The sequence below is a fragment of the Aeromonas sp. 603404 genome (genome assembly GCF_049171775.1).
Lineage (GTDB): Bacteria > Pseudomonadota > Gammaproteobacteria > Enterobacterales > Aeromonadaceae > Aeromonas > Aeromonas veronii_A.
The window spans coordinates 44,247-67,240 of sequence record NZ_JAAKPE010000015.1; the positions used below are offsets into that span (position 1 = coordinate 44,247).

Sequence of the window (22,994 nt, forward strand, 5' to 3'; positions counted from 1 at the left end):
GTTCAGTTCCAGCACTCGGCAGGCGTCTTGATGTCGGCCTTGTTGATAGTCAGGGTATCACAGGCCGTATTGCCGGCCTTGTCGCCGACCTGGGCCCCCTTGCTGGTGGCCACTAGTGTGTAGGCGGTGGCGCTGGCGCCAGAAATGCTAAAGGTGTAGTAATCGCTGGTTGGGTTGCCCACACTGGCTATCGCACTGCTGTAACTGGCATTGGAGATGCGAAATTCTTCTTGTTTGAGCTGCATGGTCAGCAAGCCCTTGATGGCATCGGCTCGACGAGATTTACGCAGACCGTCAGTAAAGCTCGGGTAGGCGACAGCGGCAATGATGGCAACGATGGCAACGACCACCATCAATTCCAGCAGGGTGATTCCGGATTGTTTGATTCTCATGGGCGCGGCAGGGTTCGTTAAACAGATAGATACTATAGGATAGTACTGACATCATACTCTACTGGCATGTGCGAAAAGAAAGGAGTCTTTAGCCAATGGAATTCGCAGAGGGGCGCTCAGCCGGTTTTACCATGATTGAATTGATGATCGCCATGGCTCTGGTCGCCCTGCTGCTAACCGTAGCCATCCCCAGTTATCAGTCATTGCGCCAGGAGCAGATGGTCAAGGCGGCTACCCAAGCCGTTTACACGGATATCATGCTGCTCAAGTCTGAGGCTATCAAACGTAATAAGCCGATAATCTTCAAGATATTCAATGCGGGGCAGGCCAATTGGTGCTATCGCATCGCTCTTGATTCGGCATGTAATAGCTGCTCGGATTCATGTTCTGTTATTGAAGGTCGCAAGGGCGTTGATGCCAGCGAGTTTAACGGCATTACTCTGACGACAAACTATGAATTATCCGGTTCTGAAAATGCTCTTGAAATCAATAACCGTAGAGGCTCATTCAAAGATCTTCACGGCAGTGGCGGTTTGGGCAATGGTTCTATTTGTCTGAAGAACGGGACCTCTGAGCACAGGGTTATTATTGCCACAAATGGGCGAGTGAGAACCGAGCCAGTCACGGGGAGCTCTCCATGCGATTAGGTCTGGCACGAGGCTTTAACATCGTCGAGTTAATGGTGGCCATGGTCGCAGGTCTGTTTTTGGTCGCAGCCGTAACATCCTTGTTCGCCACTATTCTCAAGGCCAATCAAACATCGATGCAGGTAAGTCGTCTAAATCAGGAGCTGCAAAGTATCACGGACATGATTGCCCGTGATGTACAGCGAACTGGTTACGATCAGGGAGCTACTGTGTTTCTCAATGCTGCATCAGGCTCCAGATCCCCCTTCTATTTTGATACTGGCAGCGACCTGATGAATGAGACGATCACTGGTTCCAAGATTTATCGCTGTATCCGGCTGAAATACGATGATGATAACAATGGAACCCTCGGTGCCAATGAGATCTTTATTTACAGCTACGACAGTACCGACAAAGGGGTGCAGCTCGGTACCAGTTGCAGCACGGGGAATTTACTCAGTACCGATGACACCATTGAGGTGACTGACCTCACTTTTTCGCTGCTTGGAAGCAGTGCGTCGGCTGGCGCGAGAACGGTGCGCTTGGCCATATCGGGTCAGTTAAAGGCAAATAGTGCACTTAAACTCACCTTGCAGCGTGATATCAAGCTGCGTAACGACGGGTATTGATGCCATGAAACGTTATCTTGGCTTTACCACATTCACTATTACGCTGCTGCTTATTGTGATCCTGCTTGGCATCTCTTTGCTGGTGGGCAAGCTGATGGTTGCTGACCGTCGTGTCAGTCTTAATGAAGTACAGTACCGGCAGGCGTTGGCACTGGCCGAGCTGGGTCTCTCGGATGGGGTCGGACGGCTTGCGCAGGATGCAGCTTGGCGCACCCCCAGTAGCGGTATATCTATCACTGTTTCGGCTGGCAATTATACCCTGTGGGCTCTGGATGAACCGACCGTGATTGTCGGTGGGGCGAACGTAGTTCCGGTTAAAGTGCGCACTATGGCAACCCTGGTGGACAGTACCGCCAATGCAGAGGTTGAGGTGAAGGCCATCAAGATAAGCGTGTTGGCCGGCACTCCCGCAGCCCCCCTGACAGTTGCCGGTGGTATGGCAGTATCCGGCAACTTCACTGTGGTGGCCAACCCTAACGGTGGGGGGCCAGGGGTTCCGTTATCTGTCTGGACGAATGGCAATGTGGATTTGACCAATGGTTCTGGTCAGACTTGCCACCAGGGAGACTACAGCGGCGGGTGTAGTACCTACATTAGCCAGAAGGGTGATAAGCAGTCGGACATCAAAGATAATGATACGGCATTCCCCACAGACCTGGTCTGGTATCTGTTTAACGAGAATGATGACGCTACGGGGTGGGCCAATCTGGAGTCACGAGCAGTACAACGGTTGAATAATTGCGACTCGCTCTCGACCGCCTCAAGCGGCCTGATTATCGTCGATGGAGACTGCAAACCGGGTGGGTCTATCGGCTCGGTTGCTGCGCCCGTGGTACTCATCGTTCGCAATGGCAATCTGATGGTCAATGGGAGCGCTACCCTCTATGGGCTGGTGTTTGCCTATTCATCCACGCCTGCTACGGCGACTACTGATATCAGCTTGAAGGGGGGGGCTATCGTCAACGGTGCCGTGGTGGCCAACTATCAACTGGGCAAAACGGCTAACGGCACCTTTGATGCCAAGTATGATCAGGCGGTGTTGAGCAATATCGAAAATGGAGCTGCGTTTCAGAGCATCAATCTGGTGCCTGGTAGCTGGCGCGACTGGTAGGAGCATGTATGAAACCGCACAAGGGATTTGGGCTGTTAGAGATTTTGATCACCCTGGTTCTGCTGGGAGTGGGGGTCGCAGGACTGGTGGCTATGTCTCGTTCGTTGCTCAATACCTCCCAGGATAGCCGCCGTTATGAGGTAGCCATGCGTCTGGCGGAGTCAAAACTGGATGCGTTTCGTACCTTCAATGGAGTGGTAAGCGCGGTTTCACCGCTTACTGCTTATAACAGTATCGCGGCAGGTTCCAGTTCGGCAACACCTCCTGATGGCGGTGGTACTTATGCCCTTAGTTGGAGCGTCAGCAATCAGTACTGGAATGGCTCTGGCTGGCAGACGGCTATCCCGGCGGGTTATTTGCATGCCTATCCTGGCCGAAAGTTGGTCAATGTCACTGTCAGTTGGAGCGACAGCGTCGGGCAGTCCCATTCCTTGTTGCTTTCCGGTGCGGTATCGCCTGTTGAGTCATTAACCCAGAATCAGTTTAACGGGGGGTTGGATACCAGTCGTGAACCGCCCCATGTGGTTTATACCCCCGGGGTCGCGCCCGATGTCATTTCCATCCAGATTGACCAGGAAGGGCGCAAGCAAGAGACCAGCAAGCCATTGCCCACCGTGACCTCCAAGGATGGTTCTGTTGGCAAACTGGTGCAATTCGAGACTGTTACCTATAAGCCAGACAATGGTGGCAATACTCAACAGGTGCTGCAGGATCTGGCATCGGTCTCCTGTTCCTGCAGTTATGGCTCGAGTGTCAATGCCTACCTGCCCGGTAAGGCCATTTTGACCAGCAGCAACCTGTTGTACTGGAATGTGGGCTCCCAGGTTACCAAGCAGACCGGGGTACTCAACAGCAGTGTCAGAGATCAGCCGAGTCTCTGCACCAGTTGCTGCAAGGATCATTTCGATGGCAGCGGCAGCAGTTTCGAACAGTTTTACGCTCCACTCAATACCAGTCGACTGCGTTACAACAGTGGCCTCTCATCGGTCAATAGTGGCGATTATGTGGATGCCTGCCGCTTTGTCAGACTTGATGGTTACTATCGCCCGCTGCCTGACTGGAACCTGATCAAAGTTGTCGTGACCAGCGCTGATTTTCTTGCCAAGCCCGCAAACCAGACCAGCTATCAGAACTACATCAAGTACGTAGTTACTACCTACATCACCTGGCAGAAAAACACCCTCAACTGGACCGCAAACCCCACGGCCACGCCGCCGACGATCACCGAATTTGCGGATTGGTTGCCTGCCAATGCTGCGACAGGGGGAGATACCAGCACCAAGATCACCATGAATACGGGGACCGCCCAGTTGATTGCTAGAGGTATCTACGTGGATCTGCTCTCGCCGGACAGTCTCTCGAAGCTCGATCTGACCTCTCAGGATCTGTTGGCCAAGGTTCCGTTTCAGGATATCAATCTGACCATGCTGGCGGAGTGGAGCTTGGTGCCATTGAGTGGCCAGTTGACTGGCAGTGCCTCTGACTATGTCGGTGTGACCAACGAGCCTGTCAAGACAGTCGTTGATCTTGGCAGCTATTATTTTGGTAGCTACAGCCGTGGTTATTTGTCCGCCAAGAAGAGCACCAAGGATGCATCCAACGTGTTGCAAAGTGCATCGATCAAGGTGACGGCCTACCAAGGTAACTCGGGGATCACAGCTTCACTTATCTCACCGGTAGATCGAAGTGAGGCCAAGGTCGCCACCATGCCTATCTCGATCGATACCAGCTCCCAGACTGTGCCAACTCTCACGGTATCGGGACGGATCGAGTGTCTTGAGCAGGGGAATGGCAACAATACTGCGCCAGTATCTTGCAGCAAAAATACCTTCGGTGGCTTGAATGTCAGTACCACAACTACGGGGGCTACTTGCCGTATTGATAAACCCCAGGCTAACAACCAGCCGGCTACCTATGTCTGTACGGCAGCGCAAAATAGTAGCTTGGTGGTGAACTTCTCCTACAGTGCACAGGGAAATAAAACTTACTTGTTGAAACCAGCTTCCCTCAGCATCGCCATGACGCCACCCGCCAACGGTCAGGTGATTAGTGGTCCTTGTGCCCTGCTGGTGGATAATGGTGTAACCAATGCGGCCAATCTAAGTTGTACCCCTTGAATCCGGGGCGCTGGCACAGCCAGCGCCTTTTCTTTATCATTCCCCATCATTTTCGAATACAAGATGCATCGCCATGGCAAAAGCCCTCTCTCTGATGCTTGCCCAGTTGAATCTGACGGTAGGCGCCATCGAAGATAACACTGACAAAGTGCTCGCTGCGGCGGCTCAGGCCGAGCAGCAAGGTGCCGATCTGCTGGTCTGCTCCGAGCTGGCCCTGACCGGTTATCCACCGGAAGATCTGCTGCTGCGCGCCGATCTGATGATGCGGGTCGATGCCGCGCTGGCTCGCATTGCCGAATGGCAGGGCAACTGCGCCATTTTGGTCGGGCATCCCTGGCGTGAAGGTAAGGCTCTTTATAACGCAGCCTCCCTCTATGAGCGAGGCAAGTTGATTGCCCGTTACTTCAAGCAGGACCTGCCCAACTACGGGGTATTCGACGAGAAGCGCTACTTCACCGCCGCGGCCGAGACTTGTGTGGTTCCCTTCCGTGGTCACAATCTGGGTCTACTCATCTGCGAAGACCTGTGGCAGCCTGGCCCGGCGCTGGCCGCCAAGGCTGCGGGGGCCGAGCTGCTGCTCACCATCAACGCCTCGCCCTATGATCAGGAAAAACCCTGGATCCGCCGCGAGCTGATGGCCGAGCGCTGCGATCAGACCGGTCTGCCGCTGGTCTACCTCAATCAGGTCTGCGGTCAGGACGAGCTGATTTTCGACGGCTGCTCCAAGGTGTTCAGCAGCCAGGGCGAGTTGACTCACAAGCTGGCCCCGTTTGCCGAAGAGCTGGCGCTGGTACGTTTTGCCGATGGCCAGCCAGTGAAGGCGCGGGAACCCGCTGCACCGCTGGAGCCGTTGGCCGAGACCTATAAGGCGTTGGTGCTGGCAGTGCGCGACTACGTTACCAAAAACGGCTTCCACGGCGCTGTGCTGGGCCTATCCGGCGGCATCGACTCGGCGCTGACGTTGGCCATCGCGGCCGATGCCATCGGGGCCGACAAGGTGCAAGCGGTGATGATGCCGTTCCGCTACACCGCCCAGATGAGTGTGGAAGATGCCAAGGAGCAGGCTGAGCGGATGGGGGTTGAGTTCAACATCATCTCCATCGAGCCGATGTTCGAAGGATTTATGACCCAGCTGGCGCCGTTGTTTGAAGGTACCGCTCGCGATACGACCGAAGAGAATCTGCAGGCCCGCTGCCGCGGCGTGCTGCTGATGGCGCTCTCCAACAAACGTCGTCGTATCGTGCTGACCACTGGCAACAAGAGTGAAATGGCTGTTGGCTATGCCACGCTGTACGGTGACATGGCTGGCGGTTTTGACGTGCTGAAAGATGTGCCCAAGACGCTGGTCTTCAAGTTGTGCGAATATCGCAACTCGGTCGACTATGTGATCCCGCAGCGGGTTATCGACCGCCCCCCTTCAGCAGAGTTGGCGCCGGATCAGGTGGATCAGGACAGTCTGCCGCCATACGACATCCTCGATGCCATCCTCAAGCGTTATGTGGAAGAGGATGCGTCCGTGGCCGACATGGTGGCGGAGGGCTTCGAGGAAGCTGTGGTACGCAAGGTGATCCGACTGGTGGATCTCAACGAATACAAGCGCCGTCAGGCGGCGGTCGGGCCCCGCATTACGGCTCGCAACTTTGGTAAGGATCGCCGTTACCCCATTACATCCGGGTTCGGCAAACAGAACTGGTAAGGAGTCACCATGAAGAAGATTGAAGCCATCATCAAACCGTTCAAGCTGGACGATGTGCGCGAGGCCCTGGCAGAGATCGGCATCAACGGCATGACCGTATCCGAAGTCAAAGGCTTCGGCCGCCAGAAGGGCCATACCGAGCTCTATCGCGGCGCCGAATATATGGTCGACTTCCTGCCGAAAGTGAAGGTGGAGCTGGTGGTGCAGGATGAGGATCTCGATGCTTGTCTGGAAGCGATCCAGAACACCGCCCGCACCGGCAAGATTGGTGACGGCAAGATCTTCGTTTGCGAGGTGGAGCGCGTCATTCGTATCCGTACCGGCGAAGAGAACGAAGACGCTATCTGATGTCGTTTTTGCCTCGTTATGTTCAGGAGAGCAAATCAAGTTCTGCTCTGATGTCCCGAAAGCGCATCGTGGCGGTGGCAGGCCTGCTGGCAGTACTCACTGCGTGCAGTACCCGCCCGCCGGCTCAGCCGGAAAACCTGTGCCAGATCTTTCGCGAGAAGCCGGAGTGGCACAAGGCCGCGCTCAAGATGAACGAGAAGTGGGGGACGCCGATCCATGTGGTGATGGCCATGATGTATCAGGAGTCCTCCTTCGTACACGACGCCCAGCCGCCGATGGAGTATTTCCTCTTTATTCCGACCGGGCGGGCGAGCTCGGCTTATGGCTACGCTCAGGTGAAAGACGAGACCTGGGCTGATTACCAGCGAGAGACCGGCAATAGCTGGAGCGATCGCGATGACTTTGCCGACGCCATCGATTTTATGGGCTGGTACACTAACAAGGCCCAGCGGCTCAATGGCACCTCCAAGTGGGATGCCTATGGCCAGTACCTCAACTATCACGAAGGGTGGGGTGGCTACCGGCGTGGCAGCTATCGCAGCAAGGGGTGGTTGATGAAAACCTCGCGCAAGGTAGAGGCTCGCGCCCAGCGCTACGGCGCCCAGTATCGACAATGCAAGGATCAGCTCTCCCGCGGGGGCTGGTTCTGGTAACCCAATCAGGAGTCAGAAATGCCGTTATTGGACAGTTTTACCGTTGACCACACCCGTATGGAAGCGCCAGCGGTGCGTGTGGCCAAGACTATGCAGACCCCGAACAAGGACACCATTACCGTGTTCGACCTGCGTTTCTGTGTGCCGAACCAGGAGATCCTCTCCGAGCGCGGTATCCATACGCTGGAGCACCTGTTCGCCGGTTTTATGCGTGATCACCTGAACGGCAACGGCGTGGAGATCATCGATATCTCCCCCATGGGTTGCCGTACCGGCTTCTACATGAGCCTGATCGGCGCGCCGGACGAAGCCCGTGTTGGCGCAGCCTGGCAGGCGGCCATGAGCGACGTGCTGACCGTGCAGGATCAGGCCAAGATCCCCGAGCTGAACGAGTATCAGTGCGGCACCTACAGCATGCACTCGCTGGAAGAAGCGCACGCCATCGCCCGTCATGTGCTGGAGCGTGGCATCGGTGTTAACCACAACGACGAGTTGGCTCTGCCGGAAGAGAAACTGAAGAGCCTTTGAGGCGGATGAGCTATCGCTCATCTGATAACCTCTTCAGGGAATCTTAAAAGAGCCGGTCAGCCATGCTGACCGGCTCTTTCTATCTCAACCGACCGCAAAAATTGGGATGGCTTGCTCCCCTTGTCGACTCTGATTAGGATGGTTTTTGACCTGAACCTGTTGGCGGAGGTGTGACGATGAAAGGGGTATTGCTGCGTTGGCTGGCCCGTTACGATGCGTGGTGCGAGGAGTGGGGGCTCACTCAGGAGAACCGGCGCTGCTGCACACCGGTTCGTTATAATGAGGACTCAAGCAAAGAGCGAGCTTGCGCAGAAGAGGCTGAGCTCAATCAAAATTGCGGGTCACGGCACCGGTAACACTGTTGTACTCGAAGCCGAGGCCGTTGGGGTGATCCGGGAAGCGGCCGATAGAATCACGCAGGATATAGCGGCAGTTGTGATGCTCTAACCCTCCGATCTCAGTTTGGTCATCTGCAATAATAAGTTCGGAACTATAGTCAGTTTCAGTGTTGTTATTGTCTAAGTCAGGAACAGTCTGCTCTGTATCAAGTAATCCAGTGAAGAGTAGCTTGCAGTCATCTTCGTTGTTAACAGAGATCTGGTTTTCGTTAGAGCCAGGTGGAAATGTTGTATCTGGCGCTTGGTTATAGTCCTCTTTCGTACCTACAGGCCAACCATAGCGATTAATATCAAGATCGCCTTTGCCAAAGCTACTCAAGTTGTAGAGCCCGATAGACTCCCCCTTCACTTTCACCGACCAGCCGGCATTTGCCAGTTGAACTGCACTGGCAAAGCTGCCAGCAGTCGCCGAGACCGTGCTTTTCAGGGCATCATCCTTGATATTGATAAAGCGTGGCAGGGCGGTGACGGCCAGGATCCCCAGCACTATGATCACCAACACCAGTTCAATCAGGGTAAAGCCGTTGTTTCTGTTGTTCATCATGTTCAATGACCCATTAAATACCGCAAACAGGTGTGAGTGATATGCAGCTGATAGATACCCATTGCCATCTCGACTTTCCGGTGTTCGACCAGGACAGGGAGGCGCTGCTGGCCCGTTGCCGGGCATTAGGGGTGACGCAGTATATCATTCCTGCCATCGCAGAGGATAACTGGACTCGTGTGATGGCACTGGCAGATCAGCATGACGGACTTTTTTATGGTTTGGGCATTCATCCCTGGTATACCGGTGAGCAGCGGGAGGGGGTGATGGAACGGCTGCGAGCGTTGGTGATGAGTCAACCTGCCAGGCTGGTGGCCATTGGTGAGTGCGGGCTGGACCTCCGTTCTCACGTGCCGCAGGAGGGGCAGCTTGCGCTGTTTGAGGCTCAGATCCGGCTGGCTGCAGATGCCGGGCTCCCCCTGATGATCCACTCGGTGCGCGCCAATGACACTGTGGCCAAGCTGTTGCGCCGCTTCAAGCTGCCTCGTGGCGGGGTGATCCATGCTTTCAGCGGTTCGTTGCAGCAGGCGGAGGCCTTCTGGCAACTGGGCTTTCGACTCGGGGTGGGCGGGGTGATCAGTTTTGAACGGGCGAACAAGACGCGAGAGGTATTTCGGGCTATGCCGCTCGAGGCTCTGGTGCTGGAAACCGATTCGCCAGATATGCCGTTGCAAGGCGCACAAGGCTCCCGAAATACACCGGAAGCGCTGCCAAAAATAGCGGAAATATTGATGACCTTGCGGGATGAACCATCGGCAGATGTTGCCAAGGTGTTATTTGAAACTGCCCGGCATATTTTCCATCACGACCAATGGCCATGAAACAAATTCGCAACACCTGATTTAGTTGTCAGGAAAAAAAATGAGCGTAAAAATCGTTTGCTGTCTAATTTTGTGACACTTGGACATTTTGATAACGATAAAATGTGACCAGCATTCTATTTTATCGGACTTTAATTAGTATAATGCGCTCCCCTTGATTAGTTGGGTTTAATAACAACTCGCTAACAAGCCAGGTGCTACTAGAGGAAGATAATAATGAATTTGTTCATGGGTCTGGTAGGGATGGCGACGCTCGTCCTTATCGCGGTGCTGTTCTCCAGCAATCGCAAGGCAATCAACGTGCGTACCGTTGTCGGTGCGTTCGCTATTCAAGCCGGTCTGGGGGCGTTTGTTCTCTATGTTCCGGTTGGTCGCGATATCCTGGTCGGCGTGTCCGACGCGGTATCCAGCGTGATCAGCTACGGCCAGAACGGGATCGACTTCCTGTTTGGCGGTCTGGTCAGCAACAAGATGTTTGAAGTGTTCGGTGGCGGCGGCTTTGTCTTTGCCTTCCGTGTTCTGCCGGTCATCATCTTCTTCTCTTCCCTGATTGCAGTGCTCTACTACCTGGGCATCATGCAGATGGTCATCAAGTTGCTGGGTGGCGGCCTGCAGAAAGTGCTGGGTACTTCCCGCACCGAATCCCTCTCTGCAACTGCCAACATCTTCGTCGGTCAGACCGAAGCGCCGCTGGTGGTTCGTCCCTACATCTCCAAGATGACTGACTCCGAGCTGTTCGCCGTCATGTGTGGTGGTCTGGCTTCCGTTGCCGGTTCCGTACTGGCCGGCTACGCCTCCATGGGCGTGAAGATGGAGTACCTGATTGCTGCCTCCTTCATGGCTGCACCGGGTGGTCTGCTGTTCGCCAAGCTGCTGGTTCCCGAGACCGAGACCCCGAACTACGACGAAAGCTCTGCCGATGCCGAGCTGGATGACAAGCCTGCCAACGTCATTGACGCTGCTGCTGCTGGCGCCTCTGCCGGTATGCAACTGGCCCTGAACGTCGGGGCCATGCTGCTGGCCTTCATCGGTCTGATCGCCATGATCAACGGCATCTTCTCCGGTGTTGGTGGCTGGTTCGGTTATCCGCAACTCTCTCTGGAACTGCTGTTGGGCTGGATCTTCTCCCCGCTGGCCTTCCTGATCGGTGTTCCTTGGAATGAAGCAGTGGTTGCTGGTTCCTTCATCGGTCAGAAGCTGGTAGTGAACGAGTTCGTGGCTTACCTGAACTTCGCTCCGTACCTGAAAGACGAAGTGCTGATCAACGGTGTGGCCATGTCCGATCACACCAAGGCGATCATCTCCTTCGCGCTGTGTGGTTTTGCCAACCTCTCCTCTGTCGCCATCCTGCTGGGTGGTCTGGGGTCCATGGCGCCGAACCGCCGCGGCACCATTGCACGCTTTGGTCTGAAAGCCGTACTGGCTGGCTCTCTGTCCAACCTGATGTCTGCCACTATCGCAGGCTTCTTCCTGGCACTGTCCGGCATGTAATCGCCGCCTGACTGACAGGGTATAAACACGAACGCCACGGCATCTGCCGTGGCGTTCGCGTATGGAGCGGTGACAACCGTTTTCCTATCTAAACTAATAATAAAATGAGTCAAATCGGAGGTTATATGAATGAAGTGCTACTGGCGATGGTGGCCGGCTTTATAGTTGGTTTGTTGTTTTCTTTCCTCAAATTGCCAATCCCTGCGCCTCCCGTTTTGTCCGGGGTAATGGGGATCGTCGGGGTCTATCTGGGGGGATTGGCCTACTCCTGGATCCTGACTCGTTTCTTTTCGTAAGGCTTTTATAGACCTGGATTTGCCAGATGTGAGGTACCTCTGAAATTGGCAAATCTGGCTTGCAAACAGGGGGGATCTCGGCTGAAATAGGCGTTGCCAGCAGGGTGCTGGCAATGACTAATACTCGATGAAATCGGGTGTTGGCGGTCAAATGGAATTGATTGGGAAGTCGGGTCAGATGCTGTCGGCCTTTCTCAAGTCTTCATGGAACCAAGTCCGCACTTTTGTAAGAAAGTGACAGGGCTCTTGCCTTATTTACAGTCGCAGTGCCTGCAGGGTGTTTTGAATAGCATCCCGATAGTGCCGGTGCCTTCGCACTGTAATTCCATTCCCGTATAGCTGGGGATTACTGCCTGTGCATCCATCGCTGGATGGTATGGTGGTGCCCGGTTATCTGGATTAAATCGAGACTTTGGAGAACAGAATGACTGATCTGAAAGTGGCCGCTCAGCGCGCTCTGAACCTGATGGACCTGACCACCCTGAACGATGACGACACCGATCAGAAGGTGATCGACCTGTGCCATAAGGCCAAGTCACCGGCTGGCCTGACCGCCGCCGTCTGCATCTACCCCCGTTTTATCCCTATCGCTCGCAAGACCCTGCGTGAGATCGGCGCTGCCGACGTACGCATTGCGACCGTGACCAACTTCCCGCACGGCAACGACGACATCGAGATCGCCGTGGCCGAGACCCGTGCCGCTGTCGCCTACGGTGCTGATGAAGTGGACGTGGTGTTCCCGTACCGTGCCTTCATGGCCGGCAATGAACAGATTGGTTTTGATCTGGTCAAAGCCTGTAAAGAGGCCTGTGGTGCCAACGTGCTGCTGAAAGTGATCATCGAAACCGGCGAGCTGAAAGAAGAGGCGCTGATCCGTCGCGCTTCCGAGATCTGTATCGATGCCGGTGCCGACTTCATCAAGACCTCCACCGGCAAGGTGCCGGTCAATGCGACCCCAGAAGCGGCACGCATCATGATGGAAGTGATCAAGGCCAAGAATCCGAAAGTCGGCTTCAAGCCAGCTGGTGGCGTGAAAGACGCCGCCGTTGCCGGTCAGTACCTGGCCATGGCCGAAGAGATCCTCGGCAACGACTGGGTATCCGCCCGTACCTTCCGCTTTGGTGCATCCAGCCTGCTGGCCAGTCTGCTGGCCACTTTGGGGCATGGCGACAAGCCGGCCAACACCAGCGGTTACTAATAGGTCGATGAGAGGGCGGATAGCTGTCCGCCCTGTTAGCCCCCACCATGCGGTGTGCGGGCAAAGATTCAGGCTTGTGTAACGCCAGCAATGGCGGAGGGAATGAAAGATGTTTTTGCCTCAAGAAATTATTCGCAAGAAGCGCAACGGTGAAGCGCTCAGTACCCAAGAAATTCAATTCTTCGTTCAGGGCATTACCAACAACACCATCGGTGAGGGGCAGATTGCCGCGCTGGCGATGGCGGTCTACTTCAAAGACATGACCATGGATGAGCGGGTTGCCCTGACCTGCGCCATGCGCGACTCCGGCATGGTATTGACCTGGGATCACCTCAATCTGGGTGGCCCGATTGTCGACAAGCACTCCACCGGCGGGGTGGGTGACGTTGTCTCCCTGATGCTTGGCCCGATGGTCGCTGCCTGCGGCGGTTTCGTGCCGATGATCTCCGGTCGTGGTCTGGGCCATACCGGCGGTACCCTCGACAAGCTGGATGCCATTCCCGGCTACCAGACCTCGGTCGACAACGACCGTTTCCTGAAAGTGGTGAAAGAGGCGGGCGTGGCCATCATCGGCCAGACCGGCGATCTTGCCCCTGCTGACAAGCGTATCTATGCAGTACGTGACATTACTGCAACCGTCGAATCCATCGCCATGATCACCGGATCCATCCTCTCCAAGAAGCTCGCCTCCGGGCTCGAAGCGCTGGTGATGGATGTGAAAGTGGGCTCCGGCGCCTTTATGCCAACCTTCGAAGCCTCCGAAGAGCTGGCCAAGAGCATTGTGGCCGTGGCCAACGGTGCCGGTTGCCGCACCTCTGCGCTTTTGACCGATATGAACCAGGTGCTGGCCTCCAGCGCCGGTAACGCGGTGGAAGTACGTGAAGCGGTGCGTTACCTGACAGGTGAATACCGCAACCCGCGGATCCACGAAGTGACCATGGCGCTGTGCGCCGAGATGCTGATCTCTGCCGGTCTTGCCAGCGACGAGCGCGATGCCCGCACCAAGCTGCAGGCGGTGCTGGATAACGGCAAGGCAGCCGAGATCTTCGGTCGCATGGTGACTGGTCTCGGTGGCCCGGCCGATTTCATGGAGCGTTATGACGCTTACTTGCCCAAGGCTGCCATCGTGCGCCCGGTCTTCGCGGCCAACAGCGGTTTCGTGACCGCCATGGATACACGCGAGCTGGGTCTGGCCGTGGTGGCGATGGGCGGTGGTCGCCGCGCTGCCGGTGACAAACTTGATTATGCGGTCGGTCTGACCGACTTTATCCGCCTGGGTCAAAGTGTTGATGCTGACAAGCCGATCGCGATGATCCACGCTCAGACTGAAGAGCAATATGCTCAGGCTGCCAGCATGGTGCAGGCGGCTGTTCGGATTGGTGGCGAGCGGCCGGAAGCACTGCCTGAAGTGTACCGCCGTATCACCTTGGCCGATTTGTAACAAGGGGAAGACCCATGAAACGTACCTTTATTCTGATGATGGACTCTTTCGGTATTGGCGCTGCTGCCGACGCCGACAAGTTCGGAGATGTGGGCGCCAACACCCTTGGCCATATCGCCAAGGCGTGTGCGGCAGGTGAAATTGAAGGCCGTGGCGCCCTCAATCTGCCGAACCTCAACAAGCTGGGTCTGGGCCACGCCTGCGAGCAGGCCTCCGGCTACTTCCCGGAAGGGCTGAAGAAAGATATCGATGTGGTCGGTGCCTACGGCTTTGCGCAGGAGCTCTCCTCCGGCAAGGACACACCGTCCGGTCACTGGGAGATCGCCGGCGTGCCCGTGCTGTTCGAGTGGGGCTACTTCAAGGATCACCACAACAGCTTCCCGCAGGAGCTGCTGGACGCCATCGTCGAGAAGGCTGGTCTGCCAGGTTATCTCGGCAACTGCCACGCCTCCGGTACCCAGGTGCTTGATGATCTGGGCGAAGAGCACATGAAGACCGGCAAGCCGATCCTCTACACCTCCGCCGACTCGGTGTTCCAGATTGCCTGCCATGAAGAGACCTACGGCCTCGAGAAGCTCTATGAGCTGTGCCACATCGTTCGCGAGCTGCTGGAGCCCTACAACATCGGCCGCGTGATTGCGCGTCCGTTCGTGGGCACTGGCAAGGGCAACTTCAAGCGTACCGGCAACCGCCACGACTACTCCGTGCTGCCGCCGGCGCCGACCGTGCTGGATTACATGAAAGATGCGGGTGGCCAGGTGGTCTCCATCGGCAAGATTGCAGACATCTATGCCCAGCAGGGCATCACCAAGCAGGTGAAAGGGACCGGTTTGACCGAGCTGTGGGATCGCACGCTGGAAGAGGTGAAAGCGGCCGGTGACAACACCATCGTCTTCACCAACTTCGTCGACTTCGACTCCTCCTACGGCCACCGCCGTGATGTTGCCGGTTATGCCGGTGCGCTGGAGTATTTCGATTCCCGCCTGCCGGAGCTGTTTGAGCTGCTGCAAGATGGCGATGTGGTGGTGCTGACTGCCGACCACGGCTGTGACCCGACCTGGGGTGGTACCGACCACACCCGCGAATACATTCCGGTGCTGTTCTTCGGCAAGCCGGTCAAGGCTGGCTCTGTCGGTCGTCGCGAGACCTTTGCCGATATCGGCCAGAGCATCGCGGCTTACCACGGCCTGCCGAAACTGGCGTACGGTACCAGCTTCCTGTAATTTACCCGCCCGCCACTTCGGCGGCGGGCAATTTATAAAACAATAAAACTCAACCTAGTGTGAAGGAATCAAGAGAATGGCAACTCCTCATATCAATGCGAAAGATGGCGCCTTTGCTGATACCGTGCTGATGCCGGGCGACCCCCTGCGCGCCAAGTACATCGCTGAAACTTTCCTGGAGAACGTCGAGCAGATCTGCGACGTGCGCAACATGTTCGGCTTTACCGGTACCTACAAGGGCCGTCGTATCTCCGTAATGGGCCACGGCATGGGTATCCCCTCCTGCTCCATCTACGCAAAAGAGCTGATCACCGATTACGGTGTGAAGACCCTGATCCGTGTGGGCTCCTGTGGTGCCGTGCGTGAAGACGTGAAACTGCGTGACGTGGTGATCGGTATGGGTGCCTGCACCGACTCCAAAGTAAACCGTCTGCGCTTCAAGGATCACGACTTCGCTGCCATCGCTGACTTCGACCTGGTTGCCAATGCCGTGCAGGCCGCCAAGAATAAGGGCGTTGCCGTGCGCGTCGGTAACATCTTCTCCGCCGACCTGTTCTACACCCCGGACCCCTCCATGTTCGACGTCATGGAAAAATACGGCATCCTGGGTGTCGAGATGGAAGCCGCCGGTATCTACGGCGTGGCCGCAGAGTACGGTGCCAAGGCGCTGACCATCTGCACCGTCTCCGACCATATCCGTACCGGTGAGCAGACCACCTCTGAAGAGCGTCAGCTGACCTTCAACGATATGATCGAAATCGCGCTGGATTCCGTCCTGTTGGGCGACAACTAATCCCGCAGCCTCTGGAACCATGCAAAAACGGCGACCTCTGGTCGCCGTTTCTTTATCCGTTTACTGCGCCGCATCATTGTTGGTTGGCGGCGGGGAGGGTGGAGGACTTCGTTTTTTGTGCTTGCGCACTCGCATATAGTTGCGACGAATGCCATAGGAGATAAGCAGACCTGCCAGCAGCGCAATCAGCAATATCAGCCGCTGTTTCTCCTGAATCGTTTTGAGTCTGGTGTCCTTGTCCGCCAGCATCTGCTGCTCTTCCAGGGTGATGCGCAGGTAGCCCAGTGTCTGATCGCCATCCAGGACCTCCTGTACGAACTGGATCCGCCCCTTGCCTTGTTCCGGCATCGATTTGTTATTGTCACCGATGGGTAGCAGGCTCTCCAGCGGTACGGCCTGTTCCGACTGGGCGAGGGGAATGCCGCGTCCATCATAGAGTGTGACATCGAGGATCTCCGGCTCGGTCGCCAGATCCCGGGCCAGCCGTTCCAGCTCACTGCTGTTCTCCTCCTTGATCCAGCGCTTCATGTCGCGGGCAGCATAGGCGACCAGTGCCTGGGCGCGGTTGCGTGCTTCGGTGTGCAGCGCAGCCTGGCTCTCTCCCTGCATATGAAGGAGAACAACCAGTACCCAGCAGCCGAGCAGCAGGCCGGCTACCAGACTGAGTACACGTTTGATGGGAAGATGACGCTGCAAGCGCGAGACCTCATGCTGACAATGAGTGCCGGATCTTGGCGCTTGCCTGCGCAAAAAGCAATACGCTACTCTGGGTCAGCATTGTTAACCCCCTGATCACCAAGGAAGGCGTATCTCTTATGTTGTTGTCCCGGCTCCCCCCTCTGTTATCCGATTGGCCTGCGTTGTTGTCCGGCTCACCCTGTTGGCAGCTCAACGCCGATGCGTTGCAACCGACAGAGACCCCGCAGGCGGGCGGCTGGTTGGTACTGTTTGGCAAGGGGCTGGGCGCCTCCCATCTGACGCATCTGTCACCACTGTTGGCTGCGCAGGGGCTGGTGGCCACCCTCTATCCTCCCACCGAGGTGACGGAGGTGCCGCTGCTGCTGCTTGGCTGCGATCGCTTCTCTTCCGAGTTGGTGGCCGAGCTCAAGAGCGGTGAGTGGGAGATCGATCTCTGCCACCTGCCGGCACTACCCACCCTGAGCGAACCCGGCCTGTTGGTGATGGACATGGATTCCACCGCGATCCGTATCGAGTGCATCGACGAGATCGCGCGGCTGGCGGGGGTCGGCGATCAGGTGGCGGCGGTAACAGCTGCTGCCATGCAGGGCAAACTGGAGTTCTCCGACAGTCTGCGCAACCGGGTGGCCCTGCTGGCTGGAGCGCCGGTCACCATTCTCGACGAGGTGGCCGCCAACATGCCGTGGATGCCCGGCTTGCAACTGATGGTCGATACCCTCAAAGAGGCTGGCTGGAAGGTGGCCATCGCCTCCGGCGGTTTTACCCGTTTTGCCGGCGAGTTGCAGCAGGCGCTGGGGCTCGATGCTATCTTCGCCAACGAGCTGGCGGTGGAAGGGGGTCAGCTGACTGGCAAGGTGAGCGGGCGCATCGTTGATGCCTGCGTCAAGGCCGAGGTGTTACAGCAGCTTGCTCAGAAGTACGGCATTGCTGCCGCCCAGACCGTGGCCATCGGCGATGGTGCTAACGATCTCAAGATGATGGGCGTGGCAGGTCTTGGGATTGCTATTCATGCCAAGCCGCTGGTGCGGGCGCAGGCTGCGGCCACCCTCAATCATCACGATCTGGAGGGGGTGATCTGCCTGCTGGCGGCGCGGGCCTGCAGCGAACAACGCTGGGACAAGCGCTGACTGTGTTTCAAGGAGGAAACCAATAAAAATGGAATTGTTGCAGCAGTCTCTGTTTATCCCCTGTGGCGCCCATCAACTGCATGTTCGCCACATCAAACCCCGGGTCGCCGTGCATGGCGAGCCGATCCTGATGGTGCACGGCGCCATCGAGAACGGCCGCATCTTTTACACCGAATCGGGCAAGGGGCTGGCTTGTTTTTTGGCCCGCCACGGCTATCAGGTCTATGTGGCTGATTTGCGGGGACGGGGGCTCAGCACTCCGGCCATCGCCGAGCAGGCGGAGCACGGCCAGCACGAGCTAATCACCGAGGACTTGCCCGCCCTGCATCGCTGGATTGCCGAGCGCCATCATGGCTTCAAGGTGCACTGGGTGGCCCACTCCTGGGGTGGCGTCATCATGGCCTCGACCCTGGTGCGCTTTCCCGAGCTGGCGGAGCAGGTGGCCAGTCTGCTGTTTTTTGGTACCAAACGCGGCGTGTCGGTGCACAATCCCGAGCGCTGGCTGAAGGTGGATCTGATCTGGAATCGGCTGGCCCCCTGGCTGGCTCGCCGCCGTGGTTTTCTGGCTGCTCGCACTCTGAAGATAGGTGCTGACGACGAGCCGCTGCGCTATCTGCAGGAGACCATCCCCTGGGTCAAGTGTGGCCCCTGGCGGGATCCTCACGACGGTTTTGCCTATGACGAAGGGGCGGCACGGGTCAACTGGCCGCCACTCTGGATGATCTCTGCCAGAGCCGACAAGGTATTGGGCCATCCGACCGATGTGCGCCGTTTCAGCGACGAGATAGGCTCGGCTGCTCGTCACACCCGCCTGGGGCGTGATAATGGCAACCGGCTTGACTATGACCACATCAATATGCTGACCGCCCCGCAGGCGCAGGAGGATCACTTTCCCCGGATCCTGGAATGGCTGCTCAATCCGCAGGCAGCATGACAAAAAACAGGGCACATAGTGCGCCCGTGTCGATGGGATCAGCGGGGCGGCTGCGTGATGCCGAACCGGAACAGAGTTGCCTGGGTGGTGTCGGTCAGCTCGCCAACCCCCACGACACTCCACAACTCCTCTTCCAGCCGCTTTGCCTTGTGAATGGCGAACTTGGCGATGTAGTCCAGCTCATTGGCAATGAAGTTGGTGTCGGGGCGTCCGGTGCGGGAGATGCCGACCAGCACCGAGTAGAATTCTCCCTGCTGCAGTGCCAGCTCGATGAACTGGCGCTTCTCTTTTAGGTTGCTAAAGCTGCTGGCGAGGCGGCTGGTGAAGATGGGGAGGCCTGCCTTGGTCTGGATGCTGGCAATATAGACCTCATCTTCACGCGGTTTGTCCTCCCGCTCGATGGCTCGCAACGGATTCATCAGCAGCTCCTTGAACAACTCCCCCTGAAACAGCGGATAGAGGTTCTCCTGCTCAGGTTGCTCGGCACAGGCGGTTAACAGTTGTTGCAGGCTGCGCGGAGTGAGTGACTTGCCGATGGCGGCTGGCTTGGGGGCACCCTTCAGTTTGTTGATATAGACCGGTGAGTTGAACAGGTGGTGGGTGTAAATATTGCGCAGGGCTCGCGCCAGTCCGCGATAACGGCGCTGCTCCTGCGCCGCCTTGAGCTTGTTCTGGTTGCTCTCGATCAGCAGGCTGAAGAACTGACGACCGGTATGACGATCGGAATCCCCGTCGATACAGAGGTGCAGCACGGTGCGAGTCATGTTGAGACTAACCAGCCGGTAGGAGAGATGCTGCAGATCCATGCTCTTGGATAACTCCTGCAGACGGGGCAGGGCGATGGTCACCACATCGTTTTTCTCGCCGATAAAGGCATCTTCCAGCTCGACCTGCAGGCCATGGGCAGAAATATCTCGGGTCCAGCCAAGCCATGACTTGCCATTGTGATGGATGGCAACGGCTGTTTTGTGGATATAGCGCAGCTCCTTGCGCAACTGGACATAGTGCAGGGATTCAATCTCGAAGGGGGCAACGCCCAGCTCGTGACCAAAACGTTGCAATTCATTGGCATTATTGCCCAGCTCGCCCTCCGGGCGGAACTCCTCCCGTTGGGACTCCAGACTGATCTCCTGCAGCAGGCCGCAATACCCAATCAGTTTGAGACGTTCGAGTAACAGAATATCCTGCAGTTGCGAATTTTCGACCCCCTGCAACTGCCCTACATCTGCCTCCAGCGATTCACACGCCTCCAGTGAAAACTTGTAGACACGCCAGCTGGGACGTCGGGAGCCCACCTGGAAGAAGAGGGCGGTGAGACCACTCTGGCGCAGCTCTTCAGCAGTGGCAGAGAAGAAATAGATATGGCTGCGTACCGTGTGGGTGAAGCAGTAGATGAGGGTTTCGGTCGTGGTGCCGGGAGCAGGGCAGAGGCGTTTCATCCGTTTTGCTGAGAAGAGTCCCGCCAGGGCATCGCGGTTTTTCTCGTCGCGCCAATACTCCAGCAGGTGCTGGTTGTTCTCGGTGCGCAGTGCTATCTCGAGTGAGGGACAGTCTCCTGTGCTGAAGAAGAGCGGCATGCCGGTCATCCGTGGCAGGTAGAACTGCTCATATCCCTTGATGATGGCGGCGGAGAGCAGATAGTCGACGCTGACCCGATAGCGGATCTTGTTGGCTTCGATAAAGTCGCTGAGGAAGGCATCGAAGGCGGGCTGCTCACCGGAGCGTACCAGCCTCAGCCAATACTTCCCTTCCTTGCTCTCTTCACCGAGGATCTGGTAACCGACCGGCTGATGCAGCACCGGATTGGGGTGATCCCGCTCCAGCCCGGTAAAGAAGACCTCGACCTGAGCGCCGGTCTGGTAATTGGGCAAATAGGGGACCGAGACTCTCATGCCGCCGAGGGAAAGATCGGAACTTTTGGCGAACAACTTCTCCCCGTCATGAAGTTTGATGAGCAAGGGCGAGCTGAAGTGCATCCGCTCTTGTCGTCGCCCGTAGTAACTGGCAAAGACGATGGTGTTGACGTCGTATTGCCGGAAGGGGCTGACAGGGGGTTGCAGCAGGCCATCCACCCGGGCGTGGTGATGGTTCTTTTGCCATTGTTGCAGCGCTTCGTAAACGCCAAGGGTATAGGCGTCACGGTAGAGATAGCACTGGGACTGAAACAGTCCGATGGCCTCGGCCGGCATAAAGTGGGTGATACCGTCGAACTCGTGCACCAGGCACTCGTCCTCCAGTTCATCGCGCATGTCGATAACCCTGCGGCAAGGGGAGCATTTGCGATTGAGCTCCATCTTGATCAGAAAACGGCCGTTACTGTTTTCGTCCTGGGTCAGACGGTTGAAGATCTCTTCGAAATCTTTCTCCCGCAGCAGGGGTACAAGTTGTTCAATCAGATGTTGTTGGTGTACTGAATCCATGTGTTCCTGCCACGGAAAGTCACTTTTCCGATTCTGGGTTTGATCTGTCGGTCGCAAACAAGTATATCAAGCAGGAATTCATCCTGTCCCCGAGTTATCAATGGCTAAAAATAAAACTGCTTATGTTTGTTCCGAATGTGGTGCCGACTTCACACGCTGGCAAGGTCAATGCAGCGAGTGCAAGGAGTGGAATACCATCACCGAGGTACGCCTTGGCTCCGTCACTCCCGCAGGCAAGAGTGCCCGTTACACCGGTTATGCCGGCGCGGTCGGCAGTCAGGTACAGACACTGGCAGAGATCGCCACCACCGAAATCCCCCGTTTTACTTCCGGTTTCAAGGAGTTGGATCGGGTGCTTGGTGGCGGTGTGGTGCCCGGCTCGGCGATTCTGATCGGTGGTAACCCGGGGGCGGGTAAATCGACCCTGCTGCTGCAGACCATGTGTGGTCTGGCAGAGCGGATGAAAACTCTCTATGTCACCGGTGAGGAGTCGCTCCAGCAGGTGGCAATGCGGGCCAACCGCCTTGGTTTGCCTACCGACAAGCTACGGATGCTCTCCGAGACCAGCGTTGAGCAGATCTGCCTGATTGCCCAGCAGGAGCAGCCGCAGATCATGGTGATCGACTCCATTCAGGTGATGCATGTGGCGGATGTCCAATCTTCTCCCGGTTCGGTCTCACAGGTGCGTGAGGCAGCAGCGTTACTGACCCGTTACGCCAAGCAGAACCATGTGGCCATCTTCATGGTGGGTCATGTGACCAAGGATGGCAGTCTGGCTGGCCCCAAGGTACTGGAACACTGCATCGACTGCTCTGTGCTGCTTGACGGTGGCCATGACTCCCGTTTTCGGACTCTGCGCTCTCACAAGAACCGCTTCGGTGCGGTCAACGAGCTGGGGGTCTTTGCCATGACTGAACAGGGGATGCGCGAGGTGAGCAATCCCTCCGCCATCTTCCTCAGTCGGGGGCAGGAGCAGGCGCCCGGTTCCATCGTCATGGTGATCTGGGAGGGCACCCGGCCGCTGCTGGTGGAGTTGCAGGCGCTGGTGGATTACTCCCAGCTCTCCAACCCGCGTCGGGTAGCGGTGGGGATGGATCACAACCGGCTCGCCATGTTGCTGGCGGTGCTGCACCGTCACGGTGGGCTGCAGATGGCGGATCAGGATGTCTTCATCAACGTGGTTGGCGGGGTCAAGGTCGAGGAGACCAGTGCGGATCTGGCGCTGCTACTGGCGATGGTCTCCAGTTTCCGGGATCAGGCGCTGCCCAAGGATCTGGTGGTGTTTGGCGAAGTGGGGCTCTCAGGGGAGATCCGTCCTGTCCCCTCTGGTCAGGAGCGGCTGCAGGAAGCGGCCAAACACGGTTTTCGTCGTGCCATCGTGCCGCACGCCAATGCCCCCAAGCATCCCATCGAAGGGATGGAAGTGGTGCCGGTCAAGAAGTTATCAGAGGCGCTCGAGGCGTTATAACCGTAGCAATAGAGGCTGAATGAACAGAAAAGAGCACCATG

22 protein-coding genes are annotated in these 22,994 nt (G+C 56.9%); 18 read left to right on the top strand and 4 right to left on the bottom strand.

Features of this window, described 5'->3' with window-relative positions:
- Positions 1 to 2: 2 nt before the first annotated feature.
- Positions 3 to 392 (bottom strand): type IV pilin protein, encoded by a 390-nt coding sequence (locus G5306_RS17360; protein ID WP_100654566.1) that lies wholly within the window; start codon positions 390 to 392, stop codon positions 3 to 5.
- Positions 393 to 487: 95 nt separating this feature from the next.
- Here G5306_RS17360 and G5306_RS17365 point away from each other — a divergent pair, with 95 nt between their 5' ends.
- From G5306_RS17365 to luxS, 8 genes are all read left to right on the top strand, one after another.
- Positions 488 to 1,039 (top strand): GspH/FimT family pseudopilin, encoded by a 552-nt coding sequence (locus G5306_RS17365; RefSeq protein WP_266134750.1) that lies wholly within the window; start codon positions 488 to 490, stop codon positions 1,037 to 1,039.
- A 20-nt stretch (positions 1,040 to 1,059) separates the two neighbouring features.
- Entirely contained in the window at positions 1,060 to 1,647 is a 588-nt protein-coding gene (locus tag G5306_RS17370; RefSeq protein WP_216954532.1) for a PilW family protein, read from the top strand.
- Positions 1,648 to 1,651: 4 nt separating this feature from the next.
- Entirely contained in the window at positions 1,652 to 2,758 is a 1,107-nt protein-coding gene (locus tag G5306_RS17375; RefSeq protein ID WP_216952861.1) for a PilX N-terminal domain-containing pilus assembly protein, read from the top strand.
- 8 nt (positions 2,759 to 2,766) lie between these two features.
- Positions 2,767 to 4,875, top strand: a complete 2,109-nt coding sequence (locus tag G5306_RS17380) for a type IV pilus modification PilV family protein (protein ID WP_421313291.1) — start codon at positions 2,767 to 2,769, stop codon at positions 4,873 to 4,875.
- A gap of 73 nt (positions 4,876 to 4,948) precedes the next feature.
- On the top strand, positions 4,949 to 6,571 hold the full coding sequence (locus G5306_RS17385; RefSeq protein WP_421313292.1) for an NAD+ synthase: 1,623 nt from the start codon (positions 4,949 to 4,951) through the stop codon (positions 6,569 to 6,571).
- Positions 6,572 to 6,580: 9 nt separating this feature from the next.
- A complete protein-coding gene (glnB, locus tag G5306_RS17390; RefSeq protein ID WP_005308848.1) occupies positions 6,581 to 6,919 on the top strand; it encodes a nitrogen regulatory protein P-II in 339 nt (112 codons plus the stop codon).
- Positions 6,920 to 6,969: 50 nt separating this feature from the next.
- Positions 6,970 to 7,572 carry a transglycosylase SLT domain-containing protein gene (locus G5306_RS17395; protein ID WP_042030721.1) on the top strand — a complete coding sequence of 201 codons (603 nt, stop codon included), beginning with the start codon at positions 6,970 to 6,972 and terminating at the stop codon, positions 7,570 to 7,572.
- A gap of 18 nt (positions 7,573 to 7,590) precedes the next feature.
- Positions 7,591 to 8,100 (top strand): S-ribosylhomocysteine lyase, encoded by a 510-nt coding sequence (gene luxS, locus G5306_RS17400; protein ID WP_005340462.1) that lies wholly within the window; start codon positions 7,591 to 7,593, stop codon positions 8,098 to 8,100.
- 324 nt (positions 8,101 to 8,424) lie between these two features.
- Here luxS and G5306_RS17405 read toward each other — a convergent pair whose 3' ends face one another.
- Positions 8,425 to 9,042, bottom strand: a complete 618-nt coding sequence (locus G5306_RS17405; protein ID WP_421172251.1) for a type II secretion system protein — start codon at positions 9,040 to 9,042, stop codon at positions 8,425 to 8,427.
- 41 nt (positions 9,043 to 9,083) lie between these two features.
- On the opposite strand from G5306_RS17405, the gene G5306_RS17410 reads away from it, so the two are divergent.
- The 7 genes from G5306_RS17410 to deoD all read left to right on the top strand — a co-directional run bounded on the left by G5306_RS17410 (position 9,084) and on the right by deoD (position 16,305).
- Positions 9,084 to 9,863, top strand: coding sequence for a TatD family hydrolase (locus G5306_RS17410; RefSeq protein ID WP_421313294.1), 780 nt, complete (start codon positions 9,084 to 9,086; stop codon positions 9,861 to 9,863).
- Between the two features lie 216 nt (positions 9,864 to 10,079).
- Positions 10,080 to 11,354 (top strand): NupC/NupG family nucleoside CNT transporter, encoded by a 1,275-nt coding sequence (locus G5306_RS17415; RefSeq protein ID WP_019445565.1) that lies wholly within the window; start codon positions 10,080 to 10,082, stop codon positions 11,352 to 11,354.
- 125 nt (positions 11,355 to 11,479) lie between these two features.
- A complete protein-coding gene (locus G5306_RS17420) occupies positions 11,480 to 11,650 on the top strand; it encodes a XapX domain-containing protein (protein ID WP_005340467.1) in 171 nt (56 codons plus the stop codon).
- 424 nt (positions 11,651 to 12,074) lie between these two features.
- Entirely contained in the window at positions 12,075 to 12,848 is a 774-nt protein-coding gene (deoC, locus tag G5306_RS17425; protein ID WP_005340468.1) for a deoxyribose-phosphate aldolase, read from the top strand.
- Between the two features lie 109 nt (positions 12,849 to 12,957).
- The gene (deoA, locus tag G5306_RS17430; protein ID WP_005358033.1) at positions 12,958 to 14,289 is read left to right on the top strand and encodes a thymidine phosphorylase; all 1,332 of its coding nucleotides are present in this window, start codon (positions 12,958 to 12,960) and stop codon (positions 14,287 to 14,289) included.
- A gap of 14 nt (positions 14,290 to 14,303) precedes the next feature.
- Positions 14,304 to 15,512: a phosphopentomutase gene (locus G5306_RS17435; protein WP_421252073.1), complete on the top strand. Its 1,209-nt coding sequence runs from the start codon at positions 14,304 to 14,306 to the stop codon at positions 15,510 to 15,512.
- Between the two features lie 76 nt (positions 15,513 to 15,588).
- A complete protein-coding gene (gene deoD, locus G5306_RS17440) occupies positions 15,589 to 16,305 on the top strand; it encodes a purine-nucleoside phosphorylase (protein ID WP_040096807.1) in 717 nt (238 codons plus the stop codon).
- A 60-nt stretch (positions 16,306 to 16,365) separates the two neighbouring features.
- Here the strand turns inward: deoD and G5306_RS17445 are convergent, their stop codons facing one another.
- Complete coding sequence (locus G5306_RS17445) at positions 16,366 to 17,001, bottom strand: AhpA/YtjB family protein (RefSeq protein ID WP_219265291.1); 636 nt, start codon at positions 16,999 to 17,001, stop codon at positions 16,366 to 16,368.
- A gap of 119 nt (positions 17,002 to 17,120) precedes the next feature.
- Here G5306_RS17445 and serB point away from each other — a divergent pair, with 119 nt between their 5' ends.
- Together serB and G5306_RS17455 are read left to right on the top strand one after the other, a co-directional pair.
- Positions 17,121 to 18,131: a phosphoserine phosphatase SerB gene (gene serB, locus G5306_RS17450; RefSeq protein WP_421313297.1), complete on the top strand. Its 1,011-nt coding sequence runs from the start codon at positions 17,121 to 17,123 to the stop codon at positions 18,129 to 18,131.
- Between the two features lie 28 nt (positions 18,132 to 18,159).
- Positions 18,160 to 19,065, top strand: coding sequence for an alpha/beta fold hydrolase (locus G5306_RS17455; protein ID WP_216952869.1), 906 nt, complete (start codon positions 18,160 to 18,162; stop codon positions 19,063 to 19,065).
- Between the two features lie 38 nt (positions 19,066 to 19,103).
- On the opposite strand, the gene G5306_RS17460 is transcribed toward G5306_RS17455, so the two are convergent.
- Positions 19,104 to 21,485: a PilZ domain-containing protein gene (locus tag G5306_RS17460; protein ID WP_421206094.1), complete on the bottom strand. Its 2,382-nt coding sequence runs from the start codon at positions 21,483 to 21,485 to the stop codon at positions 19,104 to 19,106.
- 100 nt (positions 21,486 to 21,585) lie between these two features.
- Between G5306_RS17460 and radA the strand changes: the two genes are divergently transcribed.
- Positions 21,586 to 22,953, top strand: a complete 1,368-nt coding sequence (radA, locus tag G5306_RS17465; protein WP_005341318.1) for a DNA repair protein RadA — start codon at positions 21,586 to 21,588, stop codon at positions 22,951 to 22,953.
- The last annotated feature ends 41 nt before the right edge of the window (positions 22,954 to 22,994 follow it).